The sequence below is a fragment of the Candidatus Mycosynbacter amalyticus genome (assembly GCF_025273655.1).
Taxonomy (GTDB): Bacteria; Patescibacteriota; Saccharimonadia; order Saccharimonadales; family Saccharimonadaceae; genus Mycosynbacter; species Mycosynbacter amalyticus.
In genome coordinates this window covers 829,765-848,144 of the sequence record NZ_CP045921.1, presented here as the reverse complement: position 1 = coordinate 848,144, position 18,380 = coordinate 829,765, and the positions used below count along the sequence as shown (strand labels likewise).

Annotated in this window: 16 protein-coding genes and 2 tRNA genes; 4 read left to right on the top strand and 14 right to left on the bottom strand. The window is 51.0% G+C overall.

Going from position 1 to position 18,380, the window contains the following annotated elements; genetic code table 11:
- Positions 1 to 124: 124 nt before the first annotated feature.
- The 3 genes from GII36_RS04645 to murB all read right to left on the bottom strand — a co-directional run bounded on the left by GII36_RS04645 (position 125) and on the right by murB (position 2,294).
- Entirely contained in the window at positions 125 to 580 is a 456-nt protein-coding gene (locus GII36_RS04645) for a type IV pilin protein (RefSeq protein WP_260762961.1), read from the bottom strand.
- A 158-nt stretch (positions 581 to 738) separates the two neighbouring features.
- Complete coding sequence (locus GII36_RS05890) at positions 739 to 1,191, bottom strand: type IV pilin protein (protein WP_313900705.1); 453 nt, start codon at positions 1,189 to 1,191, stop codon at positions 739 to 741.
- Positions 1,192 to 1,271: 80 nt separating this feature from the next.
- Positions 1,272 to 2,294 carry a UDP-N-acetylmuramate dehydrogenase gene (gene murB / locus GII36_RS04635; RefSeq protein ID WP_260762959.1) on the bottom strand — a complete coding sequence of 341 codons (1,023 nt, stop codon included), beginning with the start codon at positions 2,292 to 2,294 and terminating at the stop codon, positions 1,272 to 1,274.
- Positions 2,295 to 2,369: 75 nt separating this feature from the next.
- Between murB and GII36_RS04630 the strand changes: the two genes are divergently transcribed.
- A tRNA-Arg gene (locus GII36_RS04630) sits at positions 2,370 to 2,445 on the top strand.
- Between the two features lie 58 nt (positions 2,446 to 2,503).
- On the opposite strand, the gene GII36_RS04625 is transcribed toward GII36_RS04630, so the two are convergent.
- The 8 genes from GII36_RS04625 to GII36_RS04590 all read right to left on the bottom strand — a co-directional run bounded on the left by GII36_RS04625 (position 2,504) and on the right by GII36_RS04590 (position 11,745).
- Positions 2,504 to 5,389 (bottom strand): RCC1 domain-containing protein, encoded by a 2,886-nt coding sequence (locus tag GII36_RS04625; RefSeq protein WP_260762958.1) that lies wholly within the window; start codon positions 5,387 to 5,389, stop codon positions 2,504 to 2,506.
- Positions 5,349 to 6,122, bottom strand: a complete 774-nt coding sequence (locus GII36_RS04620) for a prepilin-type N-terminal cleavage/methylation domain-containing protein (protein WP_260762956.1) — start codon at positions 6,120 to 6,122, stop codon at positions 5,349 to 5,351. Before GII36_RS04620 ends, GII36_RS04625 begins: the two co-directional genes overlap by 41 nt.
- The gene (locus GII36_RS04615) at positions 6,109 to 6,573 is read right to left on the bottom strand and encodes a type II secretion system protein (RefSeq protein ID WP_260762954.1); all 465 of its coding nucleotides are present in this window, start codon (positions 6,571 to 6,573) and stop codon (positions 6,109 to 6,111) included. The genes GII36_RS04620 and GII36_RS04615 overlap by 14 nt, the downstream gene beginning before the upstream one ends.
- Positions 6,574 to 6,650: 77 nt before the next feature.
- Positions 6,651 to 9,596: an RCC1 domain-containing protein gene (locus GII36_RS04610; RefSeq protein WP_260762952.1), complete on the bottom strand. Its 2,946-nt coding sequence runs from the start codon at positions 9,594 to 9,596 to the stop codon at positions 6,651 to 6,653.
- Positions 9,597 to 9,726: 130 nt separating this feature from the next.
- Positions 9,727 to 10,563: a PulJ/GspJ family protein gene (locus GII36_RS04605; RefSeq protein ID WP_260762950.1), complete on the bottom strand. Its 837-nt coding sequence runs from the start codon at positions 10,561 to 10,563 to the stop codon at positions 9,727 to 9,729.
- Entirely contained in the window at positions 10,553 to 11,020 is a 468-nt protein-coding gene (locus tag GII36_RS04600) for a pilus assembly FimT family protein (protein WP_260762948.1), read from the bottom strand. Before GII36_RS04600 ends, GII36_RS04605 begins: the two co-directional genes overlap by 11 nt.
- Before the next feature lie 87 nt (positions 11,021 to 11,107).
- Positions 11,108 to 11,184: transfer RNA gene (locus tag GII36_RS04595), tRNA-Lys, on the bottom strand.
- Positions 11,185 to 11,241: 57 nt separating this feature from the next.
- Positions 11,242 to 11,745, bottom strand: coding sequence for a DUF5684 domain-containing protein (locus GII36_RS04590; protein ID WP_260762946.1), 504 nt, complete (start codon positions 11,743 to 11,745; stop codon positions 11,242 to 11,244).
- Positions 11,746 to 11,852: 107 nt separating this feature from the next.
- Between GII36_RS04590 and GII36_RS04585 the strand changes: the two genes are divergently transcribed.
- Positions 11,853 to 12,671, top strand: a complete 819-nt coding sequence (locus GII36_RS04585) for a bifunctional 5,10-methylenetetrahydrofolate dehydrogenase/5,10-methenyltetrahydrofolate cyclohydrolase (protein ID WP_260762944.1) — start codon at positions 11,853 to 11,855, stop codon at positions 12,669 to 12,671.
- On the opposite strand, the gene GII36_RS04580 is transcribed toward GII36_RS04585, so the two are convergent.
- The gene (locus GII36_RS04580; RefSeq protein ID WP_260762941.1) at positions 12,668 to 13,036 is read right to left on the bottom strand and encodes a response regulator transcription factor; all 369 of its coding nucleotides are present in this window, start codon (positions 13,034 to 13,036) and stop codon (positions 12,668 to 12,670) included. The genes GII36_RS04585 and GII36_RS04580 overlap by 4 nt on opposite strands.
- Before the next feature lie 44 nt (positions 13,037 to 13,080).
- On the opposite strand from GII36_RS04580, the gene GII36_RS04575 reads away from it, so the two are divergent.
- Positions 13,081 to 14,061 (top strand): hypothetical protein, encoded by a 981-nt coding sequence (locus GII36_RS04575; RefSeq protein WP_260762940.1) that lies wholly within the window; start codon positions 13,081 to 13,083, stop codon positions 14,059 to 14,061.
- Positions 14,058 to 16,262: a sensor histidine kinase gene (locus GII36_RS04570; RefSeq protein ID WP_260762938.1), complete on the top strand. Its 2,205-nt coding sequence runs from the start codon at positions 14,058 to 14,060 to the stop codon at positions 16,260 to 16,262. Before GII36_RS04575 ends, GII36_RS04570 begins: the two co-directional genes overlap by 4 nt.
- Here GII36_RS04570 and GII36_RS04565 read toward each other — a convergent pair.
- Together GII36_RS04565 and GII36_RS04560 are read right to left on the bottom strand one after the other, a co-directional pair.
- On the bottom strand, positions 16,233 to 16,457 hold the full coding sequence (locus tag GII36_RS04565) for a hypothetical protein (RefSeq protein ID WP_260762936.1): 225 nt from the start codon (positions 16,455 to 16,457) through the stop codon (positions 16,233 to 16,235). The two genes, GII36_RS04570 and GII36_RS04565, sit on opposite strands and share 30 nt — an antisense overlap.
- 92 nt (positions 16,458 to 16,549) lie before the next feature.
- Positions 16,550 to 18,319 (bottom strand): DUF11 domain-containing protein, encoded by a 1,770-nt coding sequence (locus GII36_RS04560; RefSeq protein WP_260762935.1) that lies wholly within the window; start codon positions 18,317 to 18,319, stop codon positions 16,550 to 16,552.
- Positions 18,320 to 18,380: the final 61 nt, after the last annotated feature.

The window sequence follows — 18,380 nt, the reverse complement described above, 5'->3', positions numbered from 1 at the left end:
AGATGCCTTAGGTGCTTTGCGGCAGGGAGGGCGGGTATGCTTACGTGCGATTTATCTCACCCTAGACATTTGTCAATATAAAAGTGCCAGCAAGGTTAGTGGCACTTTTATGTGAGTATCCCTACTATGCACAGGTGACGCTGCCGGTGGTCGTACCTGTAGGTGCACCCGTTCGCGCCGCACCAGCGTACACATACGCAACTCCAGGAGTGCTTGCATTGAAATCCCAGTAGGCAATACATGCACCAGTAAAGTTAGGCGAAGTGCCAAGTGTCGCATAGCCAATTGTAGTCTTACCATTTGCCGCAGTAGGTGCTGTTGCGCTAGCAGTTACACCAGAGGGAAGCTTAACTGTTGTAGTACCCGTAGTGAGCTGCGCAAGGGTTGGATACGCACCTCCATTTTCATCGGCATTGTAAGCTTCTGCTACTTTTTGAACTGAGGTTGCATTACCTTTTGCCGCAGATGCATTTGCCCGCTTTGTTACACCGTTGTATGCCACAATCGAGATAGCGGCCAAAATACCGATGACTACGATCACGATCAGGAGCTCAACGATAGTGAAACCTCGTGATGTCATGTGTGGCTGTCTTTGTAGATTTTCAGCTGCTGAGTTCACGATATTTAATTTATTTAATAAGAATGCCATTTTTGATGAATCGACCTCTATTTTAATTGAGACAGGGCACGGCGGATAGTAATCTGCCGTGCCCCCAGCTAATATTTATCTTAATCGTGCTACGCGCAAGTAACGTTACCGCTAGTTACGCCGCCTGTACGTGCTGCGCCGGCATATACGTAGGCAACGGCTGGAGTCGAAGCATTGAAGTCCCAGTATGCAATACAGCCACCTGTGGTACCAAGTTCCTTGTAGCCAATGGCTGTTTTGCCGTTGCTTGCATCTGGAGCGGCTGCGCTAACTGTGACTCCTGACGGAATCTTGACAGTAGTTGTGCCTGCGTTAATCTGAGCAAGTGTTGGGTAACCAGCACTATTTTCATCTGTGTTGTAGGCTTCTGCAACCTTCTGTACAGATTCTGCATTACCTTTTGCCGCAGATGCATTTGCCCGCTTTGTTACACCGTTGTATGCCACAATCGAGATAGCGGCCAAAATACCGATGACTACGATCACGATCAGGAGCTCAACGATAGTGAAACCCTTTTGATCTTTTAATGTTTGAAGACTCATTTTTATTAGATGCCCCCTAATTAGTTATTTATGTTTGTAGATTACTATAGATTTCCTGGAAGCGCAAGCTTTTTGATGAGCTAGGCTATCTCCAGTGGTTCTTGTTCGATATTGATGCGGAAGCGGTCTTGGACAGCTTGGGTAATTTCACCTCTGGCGAGTGAGAGATCTAGATATCCCGTGGCAGATTCGTTGATGAGCACTAGTGCGTTGGCCGGGTTGACGAGGAAGCCATGGAGCGACTGGCCTTTGAAGCCGCATTGCTCTATAAGCCAGCCTGTCGGAACTTTGTGGCGGCTCTCGTCCATCTCGTAGTGAGGCGCATCTGGATAGTCGCGCAGCAGCTCGTCGAGTTGCCATTGTTCGATAATAGCGTTTTTGAAGAAAGAGCCAGCATTTGGTCGTTCAACAGGATTCGGTAGCTTCTCGTGGCGAATCGCTATGACGGCTTCTCGTATAGCCTGTGGGGTGTAGATGGTGACACTGTGCTCGTCAAAATAGTTCTGAACTCCTTTGTAAAACGGTGGCTCTGGGGCTGCCTTGAACAGCTGAAGCGTGATTGAAGTAATGATATAGCGACCGCGAGCTTCGGTGCGGAAGATGCTGTCGCGATAAGTAAACTTACACTCATCGTTACTCAGCGTCACCATTTTTTCAGCTTCGGTGTCGTAAGCTTCGAGCGACAGGAGTGTATCAGCGATTTCCTGACCGTAGGCGCCGATGTTTTGCACGGGTGCTGCGCCGCAGTAGCTGGGAATATCGGACATGGCTTCGATGCCGATTAGATTCATGTCGACAGATTTTGCGACGACATCGTCCCAGAGCTCACCTGCGCCGAGCTTGATAGTGGTCGTAGTGGCATTTTCGTCTATCACTTCGAAACCGGGAATGCGTACGCGAATGACAAGTCCAGGATACTCTTCGTCTCGGGCAATGACGTTGCTACCGCTACCTAGGATAAAAAACGGAATACCCTTTGCTTTGGTGTTGCTCACGAGTTGCTGAAGCTCTTCGACTGTCGTGACGTCTGCCATGAAGCGCGTCTGGCCGCCTATCTTCATGGATAGATAGTTTTTGAGAGGTATGTTGGTGTGTACATTCATAGTATCTGTCTATTATAGCGCGCATAGGAGATGTGGTACAATATATACTGTTAATTTCGCGCTACTGCGATATACGCACCCGTAGCTCAGTGGATAGAGCACTGGTCTTCGGAACCAGGTGTCGTACGTTCGAATCGTACCGGGTGTACCAAGAAAAAAAGAGGTTAGCAAGACCTCTTTTTTTCTTGGTCATACACCGGCTTTGTTTGCTAATATGCAACCATCCGGGACAAATCGAGCACTCGTCTACTTCTGATGTAGTCTGCCGACCAGCCAACTGGCGCATTTGACAGAGAAGGTGTGGTGCCTGTGCCAAGCTGCCCTTCGGAGCCTGCACCCCAGCAGATGATTTTTCCGTTGGCAATCGAGCAGGTGTTGTTGCCACCGGCAGAAATCTTAAAAGGGTAGTTGCTGCCTAAATAGGAGGCGGATGCAGTGACCGTGACTGCAGTGTTGCGCTGGGTGGTGGAACTGTCGCCTATTTGGCCACTGGTATTACGTCCCCAGCAATATGCGAGACCATTTGTGATACTACAAGCATGGGCAGTACCAGTAGTGATATGTGCGGTGCCCTTACCATCCACAGGACTGGCCACACGAAGGGCTTGCCATTGATTTGATGCGGTTGAGCTGCGCCCGAGCTGGCCTTCGGTGTTATTGCCCCAACAGTGTGCGTAGCCGTTCACTATAGCACATGTAAAGTCTTTGCCTGCTGAGATTTCAGTAAAAGCTGAGGTGCTGAGCGCGTCGACAGCTGTCGCAGTAAGTTGTTGGCCACCTACTTGCGGGGAGGCGGCTCGTCCAATCTGGCCATAAGTGTTACTGCCCCAGCAATACGCACGCTGATCGGCAATTGCACAGCTGAAATTACCGCCAGCGGTGATCGATGTGACCGCAAGACCGCTCATACCTTGTACTTTAACCGGTACGTTACTTTGTGTAGTGGTATTGTTGCCAAGCTGTCCGGCTGAGTTATCTCCCCAGCAGTAGGCTTCTCCGTTGGCAATTGCGCAGGTATGTGAGCTGCCAGCAGAGATAGCGGTGACGTCTTTTCCGGCCATCGTGCCGCCACTTACGAGGGCTGCCGAGTTTGTATCGAGATTCGAGCCGTTGCCAAGCTGTCCGGCTGAGTTGCTGCCCCAGCAGTATGCACTACCATTGATAACACCGCATGAATGTGAGCCACCAGCCGCTACGGCAGTTGCACGCGTAGGCTCGGTAATACCCTGTACGCCGTATGGTTGTGAGCGATTGACATTTGTACTATCGCCCACCTGGCCGCTTGAATTGCGCCCCCAACAATATATGTAGCCATTGATAACGGCACACGAATGATTGTCACCCGTGCTAATGTCGGTTGCGGCTTCTCCAGAGGTGAGGCCAATATTGAGAGTTTTGACGGGGCTTGTTCGCGTCGTCGTCGTACCATCCCCTAGGGCATAAGAGGAGTTGTCTCCAATGCAGTATGCGGAGCCATTGGCGACGAAGCAGCCGTAGTCTCGACCACCCGCGGTAGAGGTGACGGCGCCTTGTGCGGACGCATCTGAATCAAGGCCAACCGACAGGCCGGTATCAGTCGGTGCTCCCCAACAATAGGAGTTACCTGCACCGACGAGGCAGATTGGTCCCTGATCATCGGTAGTGTCGCCCCCTAAAACACTGACGCCGTATAGCGGATTGCCGGCAGTGTTTGGTACGAGCTGCGGTGTGCCGTCTGGCAGTAGTGGGTTGGTGCCATCTCCCGGTCTTGCGCCCCAGCAGTGGGCGCGTCCTTCCGCGACCATACAGGCAGTTGATTCACCGGTAATAGGTGAACTGGCAAACTTTCCAGATAAGCTACCGTTTTTCCAGCCGCTAGAGTCGTTTGTGCCGCCGGCATCGTTGAGCGGTAAGCTGACGAAACGATTTCCCCAACAAAATCCCCGACCGTTGAACACTCCGCATACCCCGTAGGCGCCAGCTTCAAGGTCTGAGGGGTTGCGGTTGTAGATTTGGCTTTGGCTTTCAAACTGGCGATTTGAGTAGCCGAACACTTCTGTCGGGCTTACTTTTGTCGCGTCGTACACGCCTGAGGTAAAGAGTGGCTTGGTACTGAGCTGAAAGCAGCCGATAATCGGGATGCAGTCGTAGGAGGCTTGGCCTAATTGTGCATAATTGTTCGCGCCCCAGCAGTATGCTTTTGTTTGTGCGATGGCACATGCGTATTGCGAAGGGTTGGACGCATCGGCACTCGTTCCTACTGTGATTTTTTGTACGTTTTGACTTGCGAGGGATCCGCCGACCGCGACAGGTAGCGACACTCCACCTGTACCCCCCGTGCCAAGTTGTCCGATGGCATTACGTCCCCAGCAGTATGCTCGTCCATCGGCGATGGCGCAGCCATTATAGAATCCTAAGTCTAGATCTTGTATGCGTTTGCCGGTAATTGCTCCAGCATTTGAGAGTGTCGGCGTTGTGACGTTTGAAGATACGGCGGTGCCATTTTGCCCTTGATCGTTGATGCCCCAGCAATAGAGTTGCTGATTGGCAATTGCACAACTGAAATTACCACCGGCTTTTACTTTAGTAACGGCTACACCCTGTGCGATGGGTCGTACATCGTTAGTAGATGTCGTGGGAATCACCACTTTGCTGGTGGCACTGTAGGACTTTGAGGCTGTGCTACTGCCTGCGTAGCGAAATTCTACGGTACCGGTAGCGGTGACGACTGTTCCTTGTGGAGTCTCCGAAAGGGGCGCGACAGAGAAAGTCGTCTGTACGGTGCTGCCATCCGCGCTTGTGCTGACAGTACTACTCCTAGCGGCGACATCGACACCATTACAACCTGTTTTAGGGGTAAGCGGCACGCTATTTTGGGTCCAGCTAGTATCGCCACTACGAATACAACTGATTGCCAAGTTTGCACCCGCGTTGGCGGCACTTTTGGCAACGGCTATATAGTGGTTTGATTGGATTGAACTCGTGGTGGATGAGACATACTGTAGTGTTACAAGCCCCGCTGACATCAATACGAGCGACAACATGATTAGCGCGGGTAGCACAAACCCTGCTCGTCTAGAAGGCAATTGGTCGTGTGACTCGAATACTCGTGGCATATTCATTCGTGTTGACTCCATCTATATTTTTTTGCGTACTAAGGGAAATTCTCAGAGTGGCAATACCGTCCAGTAAGGACTGGGCTGTACCGGTATTATACAATGTTTGATTCGGAGTGGTATCGCCCGCTTGATTATAATATTCGACGTTAAAATTGGTAACATTTTGGATAATAGCAACATCTTTTTCTTGACAGTTACTTGGTGAGCCGCCACTCCCCGGATTGCTACAAGTACGGGTCTGGGCATTGGATTGTCCCGAGCAGTAGAGATTGGCGGATGGTGGCTGTACAATCATGCGGCGGTATAGTGTACCGGAAGATACAAAATATACAATATTGTTGTATGCGGGGCTTGTTCCAATTGGACATCCACCCGCCTGTAGGTAGGTAGGCTGTCTGCTTGTATCGAGCGGATTGCTCGAAGCGGCTTGGACATTTAGTATTAAGACGCGATTTGTGTTACCGCCGCCGCGAAAGTCCCAGCTATTGCCAGCTGGCGTTGTGTCTGTGATCGTAGTCGTCATGAGGAAACGCTGGCTAAGTCCGATATCTGTACGGAATGAGCCTATTCCCGACTGCACTTCGTTGACCTGCTTAGAAAGTTCGATAGTAGCTGCATTTGTATTGACGAGATTGATGACGAGGCTTACTAAGCCGACAAGAAGGATTGCAGCTATGGTCATGGCCACGAGTAGCTCTGGTATCGTAAAACCCCTGTTAGTTTTGTACATATGTTGCATAGCTTGCGTCCGTTTGTTGGCCAGTAAAACCGTAGGTTACTGTTGAAATAAGTTTTACCAGGGCATTTGATCCGCATCCCTGTGGGGAGTATGCTCTGACTTCCTGCGTGGCATTAGGCAGTGCACTGTCTGTCGGTTCTTTATTGGCGCTTGCATCACTAAGTATGAGTGTGCCAGCTGCATTCGGATTGATTGTCAGATTATTTTGATTGGTAGAAGTGTTGGTGGAGGTATCACATACGTAGGCTGGTGAAATACTGGAAGCGCGTGGGAATTTGCTGAGGTTGGAGTAGGCGAGGTTGTTGGCTTTTGCTTGGCGTACGATGGACGCTTGTTGTGCGGCACCTGCGCGAAACATCTGTACGAAAAATGCAATAAATATGCCGATCAGTACTACTGTTACAAGCATTTCCACCAATGTAAAACCTGTATCGCTCCGCATATCCCTCATAATCCTTATGGTTATTGTAGCAGATTCGTCCACGAGACCATACGAGTTAATGCGGCCAATACGCGTCGTTAGTAGAAGATAGTATTTGCCCAAGAGATAATAGTGACATCTCGTGTATAGTCGGCAGTGATACCTGGTGCGAGTGTGGCTGAAGGTGTGGTGTCGGTACCCATCTGGCCTTGACTGCCGTCACCCCAGCAATAGATGCGGGCGTTGGCTATCGCACAAGAGCCGAAGCTGCCAGCCGACAGTTTATACGGAGTATTTTGGGGTCCTAGGTCTGTCGTAGAGTTGACTTCCGTGATTGCCGTAGGAGTGGCAGTGTTACCAGTAGTGGTGCCTCCGTTACCGATGCGCCCGTTGGCACGACTGCCCCAGCAGTAGGTGGTACCATTGGTAATTGCACAGGCGCTAGAGGTTCCAAGAGCCATGGAAGTGGTGTTTTTTGGACTACTAGAGCTACCTTGTAATGTGGTGTTGGTAGTGGGAGTCGTCTGATCAACGGTGCTATTAATACCGAGTTGGTAGTACTGATTTTCGCCCCAACACTTCGGTATGCCGCTTTCGATAGCGCACGCATAATCTGGTCCAGCTTCAAGATCGGTGGAAGCGCCTGTCATATTTGATACAGCCGCGGGGAGTAGTGTATTGCCACTAGTGCTACCACCATTGCCAATTTTACCGCTAGCGCGCTCCCCCCAGCAGTAAGGCTGGCCGTCGGCGATCGCGCAGGTGAATCGATCACCGGCAACGATTTTGGTCACCTGTTTGCCATATAGTGCATCGCCACTGTTGGCTCGGACAGCTGTAGGCGTACCTGTTGCAGTAGTCGTGTTATTGCCAAGTTGGCCATAAGTGTTAAGTCCCCAGCAATAGGCCTTGCTATTTGCGACAGCACAAGTGTGATCTCGCCCGGCTGAGATGTCGGTGACTGCCATACTTTCAAAACCACTACCCGTCACGAGACGAGCAGATAGTTGTGGATTATTAGCACCACTTCCGACTTGCCCAGACGCATTGCTACCCCAGCAGTAGGCGTGACCGCCTGTGATTGAGCATGAATGAGCGTTGCCGGCGGTAACCTGTGTCGACGACGTCGAGTCGGGCAGGCCATTGACACCATATGGGTGGGTGCGATTGAGACTGTCGCCGTTACCAAGCTTGCCGCTACTACCGTTGCCCCAACAGTAAGGCTGACCATCGATTATTGCGCAGCTGTAGTCAGTGCCAGACGAGATGTCGGTGGCGGCTTTGCCGTCGGTGAGACCTATGGTATTGGCTTTCACAAATGAGCTACCAGATGATCCGCCCGTAGTGCCGTTTCCTAGCTGACCATATTCGTTATTGCCGATACAGTAAACGGTTGCATTTGCGACATAGCAACTGTTGCCGGGGGTGCCACCTATGCCAAAGAGACCAGCTGCGCCACCACCGGTGCCCCCATCTGTAATTGATTCATTGGTATTAAGCATGGTTGGCCTGACATGCAGGGGACTTGCAGTACCGGGCTGATTCAGTCCCCAACAGTAAGAGTCACCAGATCCGAAGCCGCAGATTGGTCCAGAGAGCTCGGTAGAGCTTTTGACTTTGTCGATAACTTTATCTCCATCCGGTAGCCCAGTGACGGCCTTAGGCGTGCTATTACCGACTACATTATCGACGCCATCACCACGCAAACGTCCCCAGCAGTTCATACGGCCATCGGCTACCGCACATGCCGATGTAGAGGCGGCAGCGACGGATGTAGCGTAACGGCCAGATAAATCACCCTGCTTGAGCGCATTGGTCGATTGTGTCGTGAGTCCCCCGAGGGGATCTGCCGACCCTCGAACCTGTAGTGTATTCTCTCCCCAGCAATATACTGAGCCATTGGCAATTGCACAATCACCAAATACACCAGTGTCGAAGTCTGTAACGCGTTTGCCATAGAAAAGCCCCTGGCTTTCTTGGGGGCGAGAGCCGAAGCCTAGAATTGGAGATGGTGAATAGTAGTCGTGATTGTCACCAATGCTCATGCCCGTATATTCTGGCTTGGGGCAGAGCCACGAAGACGGCACGAATAAAATGTAGCCAGCTACCCATCCACTTGCCGCACAGAGTACATCTACGGCGCCTTCGTACTTCGGCTGTCCGAGCTGTCCATAGTAGTTACTTCCCCAGCAATATACTGCACCGTTTGCAAGTGCGCAACTATGGGAGCGATCGGCATTGTTATCTAGGGCCCAGCTGGCAGATATTTTGGTAGTATTAACGTTTGCGAGTGGGCCAGTGACCTGAGTCGGCTGGTAGCGCGTCGCAGCAAGTAGTGCGACGATATCGAAATCCGATAGAAAGCCTGGTGCTGTGCCATTGCCAAGTTGGCCGCGTTGGTTGATTGCCCAACAATAACTGCGACCGTCGGCAATGGCGCAACCATTTGTGTAGCCCATCGATGTGTAGGTGACCCGTTTACCGCTCAAGGCACCAGTGGTGATAAGTGTGGGTGAGGAGCGGCTTGCGGTGTCAGAGCCACCCTGTGCCATCTGACCTACGTTATTGACGCCCCAGCAATACAACTGTTGATTGGCAATGGCGCAGTTGGAGTTGCCGCCAGATTCCATCTGGGTGACTGCCTTGCCGACAGCTTTGCGGACTGTTGAGGCGCTGAGATCATACGGAATATTGACTTTTGTGAGGCTTGTGAAGCTCCGCGTGGGAGTACTACTTCCGGCATAGTAGAATTCGACAATGCCTTTTGCGATATAGCTAATACCTCCAGTGCCCACTGTCGGCTCGCATACGATGAACCGGGATTTCCAGCTACCATTTGGTCCCTGTGATAGGGTGCTGGTATCGGGAGCTATGCTGGCATCTCTGCCTGCTGCACAGTCTATTCCGCCGGCGTAGGTAATACCCGCGCAGTCGCTTCCTACGGTTAGGGCTTTTTTGCTACCTGTCCACTGGGCGGCGCCACCGTTGCTACGGAGGCAGCTGTATGCGAGGGATGCGCCTGCGTGGGCCACCTCTTTAGACATATTGTTATAAAATGCTGATTGGACTGAGTTGGTAGAAGACGCAACGTACTGAAGAGCAACTAGCCCCATCGACATGAGTAACAGTGAGAGTACGATCAGCGCTGGCAGTATGAAGCCCTGTTGGCGGGTATTAGAATACACGGAGTGCTCCTTTCGAGAGGCGACGATACGACGCAATGTCTGCAATATTTGCTGTCGGTTCTCCCTTGGTTGTGACATCGATACGAAGTGAACTAGTGCCGCTGAGCGCGGTGTTGGCATCTGTGTCTGTCATGCTGTATACAGAGTTAAGTGTAGTACTGTCACTGGGGTTTTGATAATACTGGATAGAAAATTGAGTTATGCCTTTTGCGAGAGCAACGTCTTTTTCTCGGCAATTGCTGGGCATGCCACTTGCTTGTCCGTCGGTACAGGTTTGCTTCTGCGAAATAGTGGCAACAGAGTCTGTTGGGGTGCTGCCGCAGTACTGAGTAGAAGGGGGAGGCGTGGCTTCTACGAGTGTACGTCGGTAGAGTGTGTCATCCTTTAGGAAATAGATAATATTGTTGTAGACCGGATTGAGCCCGACTGGGCACCCACCGAGTCCATCGTCTCTATAGACGATCTGTCGTTCGTCTGCCTTGCTATTGGTGGTGGTGGCGTAGGTTTGTAGGATAAGTATGCGGCTGTTGCTGTCGATACCGCGGAATACCCAACCGCTAGGCTGTATAGGCGAAGCTGTTGAGTCGCCGTCGGCGAGCGAAGCTGTAGCACGAAAGGATTTGGTAAGACGCATGTCACTTTCGATGGAGCTGATGACGGTGTTGTTGTTACGAATTTGGTCGGATGTCTTGATAACCGCAGCACTGTTGTTGGCCAGCCCAACGAATAGCGATATAAGCCCAACGAGAATGATTCCCGAGATAGTGATAGCAACAAGTAGTTCGGGTACAGTGAAGCCATGTCGCTGTCGGGGCCTAGAAGACATAGGTGGCATACTCCACTGTGTCACGCTGGCCGGTGAACCCATATTCGACTGTCGATACGATTTTGACAGGTAGGTAGCTACCACTACAACCTCGTGGCGAAAGTGCCCGCACTGTTTGGACAAGTGTACCGATAGTGCCCGGGTCGGTTTCTTTTTGACTGTCAGACAGGATAGCGGTGCCAGCGGCATTTGGATTTATAGTCAGGTTATTAGTGTTGGCGCTTGTGCTAGAGTTGGTGTCGCAGGTGTATCCCGCGATGGAGGCAACAGTGGGGAATTTGCTCAGGTTGGAGCGTGCGATATCGTTGGCCGTGGCCTGACGTATGAGTGCTGACTGCTGGGCGGAGGTTGCACGAAACATCTGCACAAAGAATGCGATAAAAATACCAGCTAGCACCACTGTGACAAGCATCTCGACCACCGTAAAACCAGCATTACTCTGTTGTGCATCCCTCATGACGTTTATGGCTATTGTAGCAGACTCGTGTAAGTAGGCACAGGTAGTTTCCACGAAAAATCCACCTGCGATGAGGTGGATCTTTCGTGGAGGGCCAGGAGGGGCTTGAACCCTCGACACCCTGCTTAAGAGGCAGGTGCTCTAACCAGCTGAGCTACTGGCCCGTACGTGTCGCATTTGCTCCACGTATAGTACATCAAAACACCTATAAAAGCAAGCGTCTAGAGCTGGACGGGCGGCTTTGTAGCGGGTACTTCTGGTGAATCTGTATCGGCAGCTGACTCTGGTGGTGCGTATGCTGGTTTGGCCACATTGCTGTCGCTAGAAACCGGTGAGTCAATAGTACCGGCTGTAGTCGATTTCCAGATAGATTTGTCGAATGCTAGTATGTAGAGCCAGATGATAGGGACGATGATATAGAGTATTACCCACCAGCCTTCTTTTTGTAATTTGAGGCCGACATTGTATGCTGCGATCACAGTAAAGATGTAGCCGACAATGCCTACAAATGGTACGAGACTGACGATTGACCACCAACCAGCTTGGTCTCCCATCCGGAGGAATACCCAGTTGTTGTAGACGGGTATCAGCGCTTTCCAGCCCGCTTCACCGGCTTTTGTAAACAGGCGCCACATAGCGACGACGGTGAGTACATAGGCTATCAGGATAAGCATGCCAAAAAACAGCGTCATACCCGTAAGCGCGGCTACCTCTCCGCCTGACATACTAGTTGTAGTTGTTTGATAGGTTGTCTCGTAATCCATCGCATCACCTTTCTCTTAAGTATATCTTCACTATAGCACTGTCGCCAGATTTGATACAATATACGTATATGAAACTACTTTCTGGTTCGGAGCTTGTCGATTTCATCAAAGAGCGCCAAGCAAAGCAAGTGCGCAATCTTAAGCAAGCGCACCACATACATCCAACACTTGCTATTGTACGCTGCAATACCCAGAGTGACGTAATCTCAACATATGTTCGCCTCAAGCAAGCATATGGTGATGATATCGGCGTCGAGGTGGCTGTCTATAGCGAAACGCCAGACTCCCTCATAGCCAGGATTGAATCACTGAATGAGGATGATAGTGTGCACGGTGTCATTGTGCAATTGCCGGTTACGCCGGCAGACCTGACAGAGGGGGCAATAGAGGCGGTTATGGCAGACAAAGACGTCGATGGCTTATCTAGCCACGCGCAGTTTGATCCAGCTACCCCAACTGCGATTTTGTGGCTTCTAGCCGGCTACAATATCAACCTGGAACACGTAGCAATTGTGGGTCGTGGGCGACTTGTGGGTGCGCCACTCGAGAAGATGCTCCGCAACTCTGGCGTAGATGTAATGAGCTACGACGAAACCTCGGCTGACGTTCTCCCCGAGGAACTGCGCAAGGCTAAAGTAATTATCACTGCAACTGGTCAACCGGGTGTGATTACGGCTGACATGATTGCACAAAATGCCGTAGTGGTAGATGCAGGTACTGCCAGCGAAGGTGGAGTAATACGAGGAGATGTAGCGCATGATGTGCGAGAGCGACAAGATCTCACGATCACACCAGAGCGTGGTGGTGTAGGTCCGCTAACGGTGGCGGCACTGTTTGACAATGTGTTGCTAGCCGCGCGCCGTGTGGCCGAGAGCCGTCAAAATTAACTGCCAAGTACTTCTTTGACGCGGGCAACGACTTGGCGTGGAGTGAGGTCGGCTTTGACGATATAACCACTAATGCCAAGCGATTGCAGCTCTTTTGGCGACTCTTCTGCACCTAGGTTCGTCAGGATGATGACAGGAATATGTTTCCCCCATTCCTCTCCGCGGATTTGGCGCAGTGCTGTAAGACCGTCGACCTCTGGCATCTGCAAGTCAAGCAGTATAAGATCCGGCCGAAACGTTTTGACGAGTGCCACACCTGTACGGCCGTCGGCAGCCAGCTGAACGTCGAAGCCTTCGCTTTCAAACTTCATGCGGTACATTTGATGGATGGCTGAATCGTCTTCGATTATGGCAATTTTGGTCATAGCTAGGGTATACTATAGCAAAGAATAAGCGAGATGGGTAGCACATGACACAGCAGCGAGCTCAGGAGTATGACTATTTTAGCGTGGTGCGAAGCCGGAAGCAGGACATGCCCGAAGGCTACGCGCGTATTTCGCTGACCGTGCGTGACCGCTTTTCGCGTTCGCGTTATGGTCTTGAGCGAGCAGTGATTCGCACTTCGGGTAATATACTCAATCGCTACTTGTCGAGGCGGCCACGTACGCAGTTTGACAGTCGTATCAATATCGCACGCACATTTGTCTACGCATCTCCGTCGTTTCATACACTGTACGACTATATGCCGGGCGGATTTGTGACGTATCATGCGTACGATCCAGATCGTAAGCGACTTAAAAACGGCAAACGACTCGATCCGTTAGCGCGCTCGTTTTTTCGCCATGCTCACGATGGCATAGGAGTACGCTCGCGTGCTTATGCGATGGCCTGGCGTGTGACGGGGAAGTACCGGGATGCAACCGAAGTGCACTGGATGAGTATTGCGTGTGGTGTTGGGCAGGCGACATTTGATGCGGCACGACTCTTGCCAGGCGATGTTTCATATCGGCTACTCGATATGGACGGAGGCGCATTGGCGGCTGCGGCAACATTGTCAACAGAGTATGGTATTGCACCGGAAACGCTCCAGACGACACAACTCAACGTTATCCAACACAACGATCAATTGGTTGCTCAGATCAAAGGCTTCCGGCCTGCTATCGTCGATGCAATGGGTCTGTTTGAGTATCTTTCTCCCGACAATGCGGTACTGCTACTGAAGAGTATCTACACTCACCTGCAGCCTGGTGCATCGCTCTTTTTTACCAATATGCTGCCGTCACACCCTCATCTGCATGTGCATCAGCGCGGCATGGGGTGGCCGGGCGTAATTGTGCGCGAAGAGCATGAAGTGGTGACGCTAGTGGCACACGCTGGCATTCCCTTGGGGCAGTTGACGGTGCTACGACCAGACGACGGCGTTTACGCGGTCTACGAGGTAGCGGTGTGACGATTTATCCACTGGTGATATTACTGCTCTGCTGCGCACTTATGGCGCTAGCTGTAGGTGCAGTATTACTTTTGGCGCGTCGGCGTCGTTCGATAAATGTCTGGTCTGGCGTGATGGTGCTGGGGGCGGGCGCCTGGAGCCTGCTGATGCTGCTGTTTATGCTCCAAAAAGATCCGCAGCTTGCCGAGCTTTGTGCTAAGACATACTATGCGACCGCGATTGTCATGGCATTTGGCCTCTATAATTTCTCGCTGCAGTATCCAGTGCCATGGTTTGTTAGTCGTATAGAGCGTCTCGTAAGCTGGGCCATAGCCGGCCTAGCTGTGTTAGTTGCGGTGGCACCGCAGGGTGTAGTAGCGCAGGCGTCGGTAACGGGGATATTAAATGCGATTGAGCTGAACATGAGCTGGTATCTTCTATATATCTTGATTTTTGGTGGATTTGTCGCAGCAGCATTCATGCGTTTGATGATGAGTTATCGGCATGTGCGACGAACTCGGGCAAAAAAATACGCTCACCAGGTGCTCATGATTATCTACACACTTGCGATTGTAGTGGTTGCTGGTGCGTACTTCGATATCATACTGCCACTTCTCGGTAATTACGAGGCTATATGGATGGGTCCTCCATTTACGTTTGCGTTTACAGGCTACCTACTTTATGTGCTGATTACACAGGGAATTTTCGATGTACGAGCTGCAGTAGCGCGTTCGGTGGGGTATGTAGCGGTGGCGGCGGTAGTGGTAGTGCTCTACAGTGCAATTATATTTGGCATTGGTGGTATGGTATTTCGAGACGCACAGCCGGATGTTGTACAGCAGCTTTTTTATCTGGGCTCAGCCTTGGCGCTGTCTCTCAGTCTTGGGCCACTGCGGACACTACTCGATAAGGTGACGTATCGTTTCTTTTATCACCGCGATTACAATTTCAACGATGTACTCCAGCAATTTAGCACCGTGACGGCCAACGAAATTGAACTCAACCGAGTTATCGGTAAATCACTTGCTGTGCTGGTAGACGCACTTGCTCCAGCATATGTGTCATTCTATATCATGTCGTCAAAAGGCCGTACACATCACTATGTTCGCAATCTTCGTGGACGACATACACCCAGGCGATATCGTCAGCAGCTGGAGATTGTCAAAGATATTCTAGCCGATTTGCCACGGACAGTACGGGTAAGCGATATCACACAGTTTGAGACGCGTCAGGTGGCAGAAGATTCCGGAGCACAGGTGATCGTGCAATTGCTAGTAAAGGGCGAGCAGGTAGGGGTGCTTTTTTTTGGCGAACGCCAAAACGGTCTACCGTATAGCGAACAGGATATGCAGCTGCTAGCTACGACGGCTGACGAACTTGCGCTCGCCGTGCAAAACGGTCTGCGCTTCGACGAAATAAAAGCGTTTAACAAACGCCTGCGTCAAGAAGTGAGTACTGCCACCAAAGAGTTGCGTCATAGCAACGCTCAGCTGCATAAGATCGACGAAGTAAAAGACGAGTTTCTGAGCATCGCGTCACACCAACTACGTACGCCACTTACGAGCGTGAAAGGCTATATCAGCCTCGTACTTGACGGCGACGCGGGGCCGGTGAACGCACAGCAGAAACACTTACTCAATGAAGCTTTTGCCAGCAGCCAGCGTATGGTAAGTCTTATCGAAGATTTCCTGAATATGTCACGTCTGCAGACGGGGCGATTTGCACTTGATACGCGCCCCAGCGATATTGTAGCTATGATTTCTGATGAGGTAAATGTGCTTCGTTCGACAGCTGAGTCGCGGGAGTTGAAACTTAATTTTGAGAAAAGTGGGAGATTGCCAAAACAAATACTGATTGATGAGAGTAAGCTGCGCCAAGTAGTGATGAATTTCATCGACAACGCTATCTATTATTCGCACGAAGGTGGGACTATCGATGTGCGCCTGGGCCGCAAAGCAGGAAAGCTTGTGTTTACGGTGGAAGATAGCGGTATTGGCGTGCCAAAGAGTGCGCAGGCACGGCTGTTTAGCAAGTTTTATCGAGCGAGCAATGCACGTAGGCAACGACCGGACGGCACAGGTGTGGGGTTGTATTTGGCAAAAAAGGTCATCTCGGAGCATGGTGGTGATATCATCTTTTCGTCGCGCGAGGGCAAAGGCAGCATATTTGGCTTTAGCTTGCCACTTGCTGCGCTACACGCCGACGAAGATAAGACGAAATAATTCGTAGAGCAGATAGCCTAGTATGATCACGACAGCTGCAGCGATGAGTGCGGGTTTGAGCACGTGCTTGCGATCGTGCCACCACAGCTGCGCCTTGTTGCGCTGCACTGCTTCGACGCGGATTGTCTGTGGTCGGACGGCGTTGCTGCCAGCACCAGTATACGGCTTGTTACGCTTTTTTTTCTGTTTGCTCATATATCTTAATTCTACCAAAAACCACCCCTATCGTATAGAGGTGGTTCTGGTAGAAACTGACGTGTCAGTTTGGATGAGCGGTCAGTCTCGTATTAGCCGAGTGTACGGCGGGCAGTGACTGCGTAACCAAGCACGAGGGCAAGGGTCGCAAGACCTGCGATAGTCAGTGGTCCGTCTGTGCTACCAGTCATAGGAAGCTCAGCTGGAGTCGCTGGAGTTGTCGGTGTGACAGGTGTAACCTGGCACATGCTTGTGTCTTTGGTGTATTTGTTTGAGTCAAGCTCGTTTTCTTTGATCGTCACGATAGTTTTGGTAGTCATGTCGCAGACGATGATTTGCGTTTCAGCGCAGTCTTCGAGGTTTTTCGAGTACTTGCTTGAGTCAAATTCATCTTCTTTGATTGTGACAATTTGCTTTGTGCTGAGGTCACAGACTTTGATCTCGCCTGGCTGTGGTGGGGTTGGTACCTCAAACGCTTTTTTACATGCGTCACCGGTGGCAGTTACGTCCTGACCGTTGACAGTGAATGTCACTGTTGCCTGTACGGTGTACTTACCTGGTGTGGTCTGAGTGTACTCTGCTGCATTTGGTGTGCCGGCGACAGTTGCTACGGTTGCACCAGCTTCGTTGCGGACAGTGTAACTGACACTCTTGAACGTGCCACCACTGACACTGTAGCCAGTTTCAAACTTGAACTTGGTGTCGCTCAGTGTGCTGACAGCGAGCGCGGTACATTTGTACTCTGGCTGTGGCTTACACTCTTTGTTAGTGGTCACGTCTGCCGTGTCTTCTTTGGTGCCGTTCTCTGTGATTGCCTGTGCCTTGTTAGTGAGTACGTTGGTACCACATTTTTCGAGTTCATCGTTTGATGCTACCTTAGCAGTGAATGCTACATAGGCATTTGCGCCAGGCGAGAAGGTACCGATATTGATACCACCCTTCGTCACGTTGTCACTTGTTGATTTGACCCACTGACCATTGCTATTGCCGGTCGCGTAGTAGGTAGTGCCAGGGACATAGGTAACGCCTTTTGGCAATACGTCGTTGATTACGACATTGTCTTGCTTAACAGTACCAGTGTTTTTGTACTGGATTTTGTAGTTGACGCTGTCGCCAGGATTGACAGTGACGTTTTCGCTGTAGCTATTTGCGCCAGCTTTTGATACTTGCTTGCTAACTTCGAAGTTTGGCTGTACGGCCTTGAAACGGAATGTGACATAGCCAGCATACTCGTTACAACCAGGCAGCTTGCCATCGAGGCTGTTGTAGCCAAGTGGTGCACCTTCGCCGAACAGGCTGTCGGGCATTGTTGCGCCGTTTGTAGTACCGAGGTTATGGATAGTGGCTGAACCCTGTGTGTAGCGCAGGTACATTGTGTCATTTGAAGTAGAGGTGCCATAGGCTTCGTCCCATACTTGCTGTGGCTGAGCGTTGTCAGCACTGAGTACGCCGGTAACACGTGCTTTTTGACCGGCAGCAACACTTGCTGGCATCTGAATGCGCATTTTTGCGTTTTGCGCGATACCTTTGTAGCCATTTTCTGCACTGTTGAGGCGTGTCGCCGCATTGTTGTGGTAGTAGACGAATACCTCGTATTCTTTGCCTGGCTGGATATTTATGTTCTCACCGTAAGTACCGGTACCGGCTTCACGGATTTGGACGAAGTTACGCTCGTCACCGTATTTTGCATTGTCTGTGATCGAGTTGAACGTCACGTGATCTGCTGGATCCTGCATAGTGTATGTAGGACGATCTGGACCCCATGCGTAGAGGCTAGCTGGCACGGCGATAGCCGCAGCTACGATAGCCAGTGTTGCAACTCGCTTTGGTGCGCTTCGCAGCGCAGCGAATAGTTTTTTCATTACACACTCCTTTATGAGCACTCCACATGCTCATTTGTTATAGTTTAATTGTCATTATACA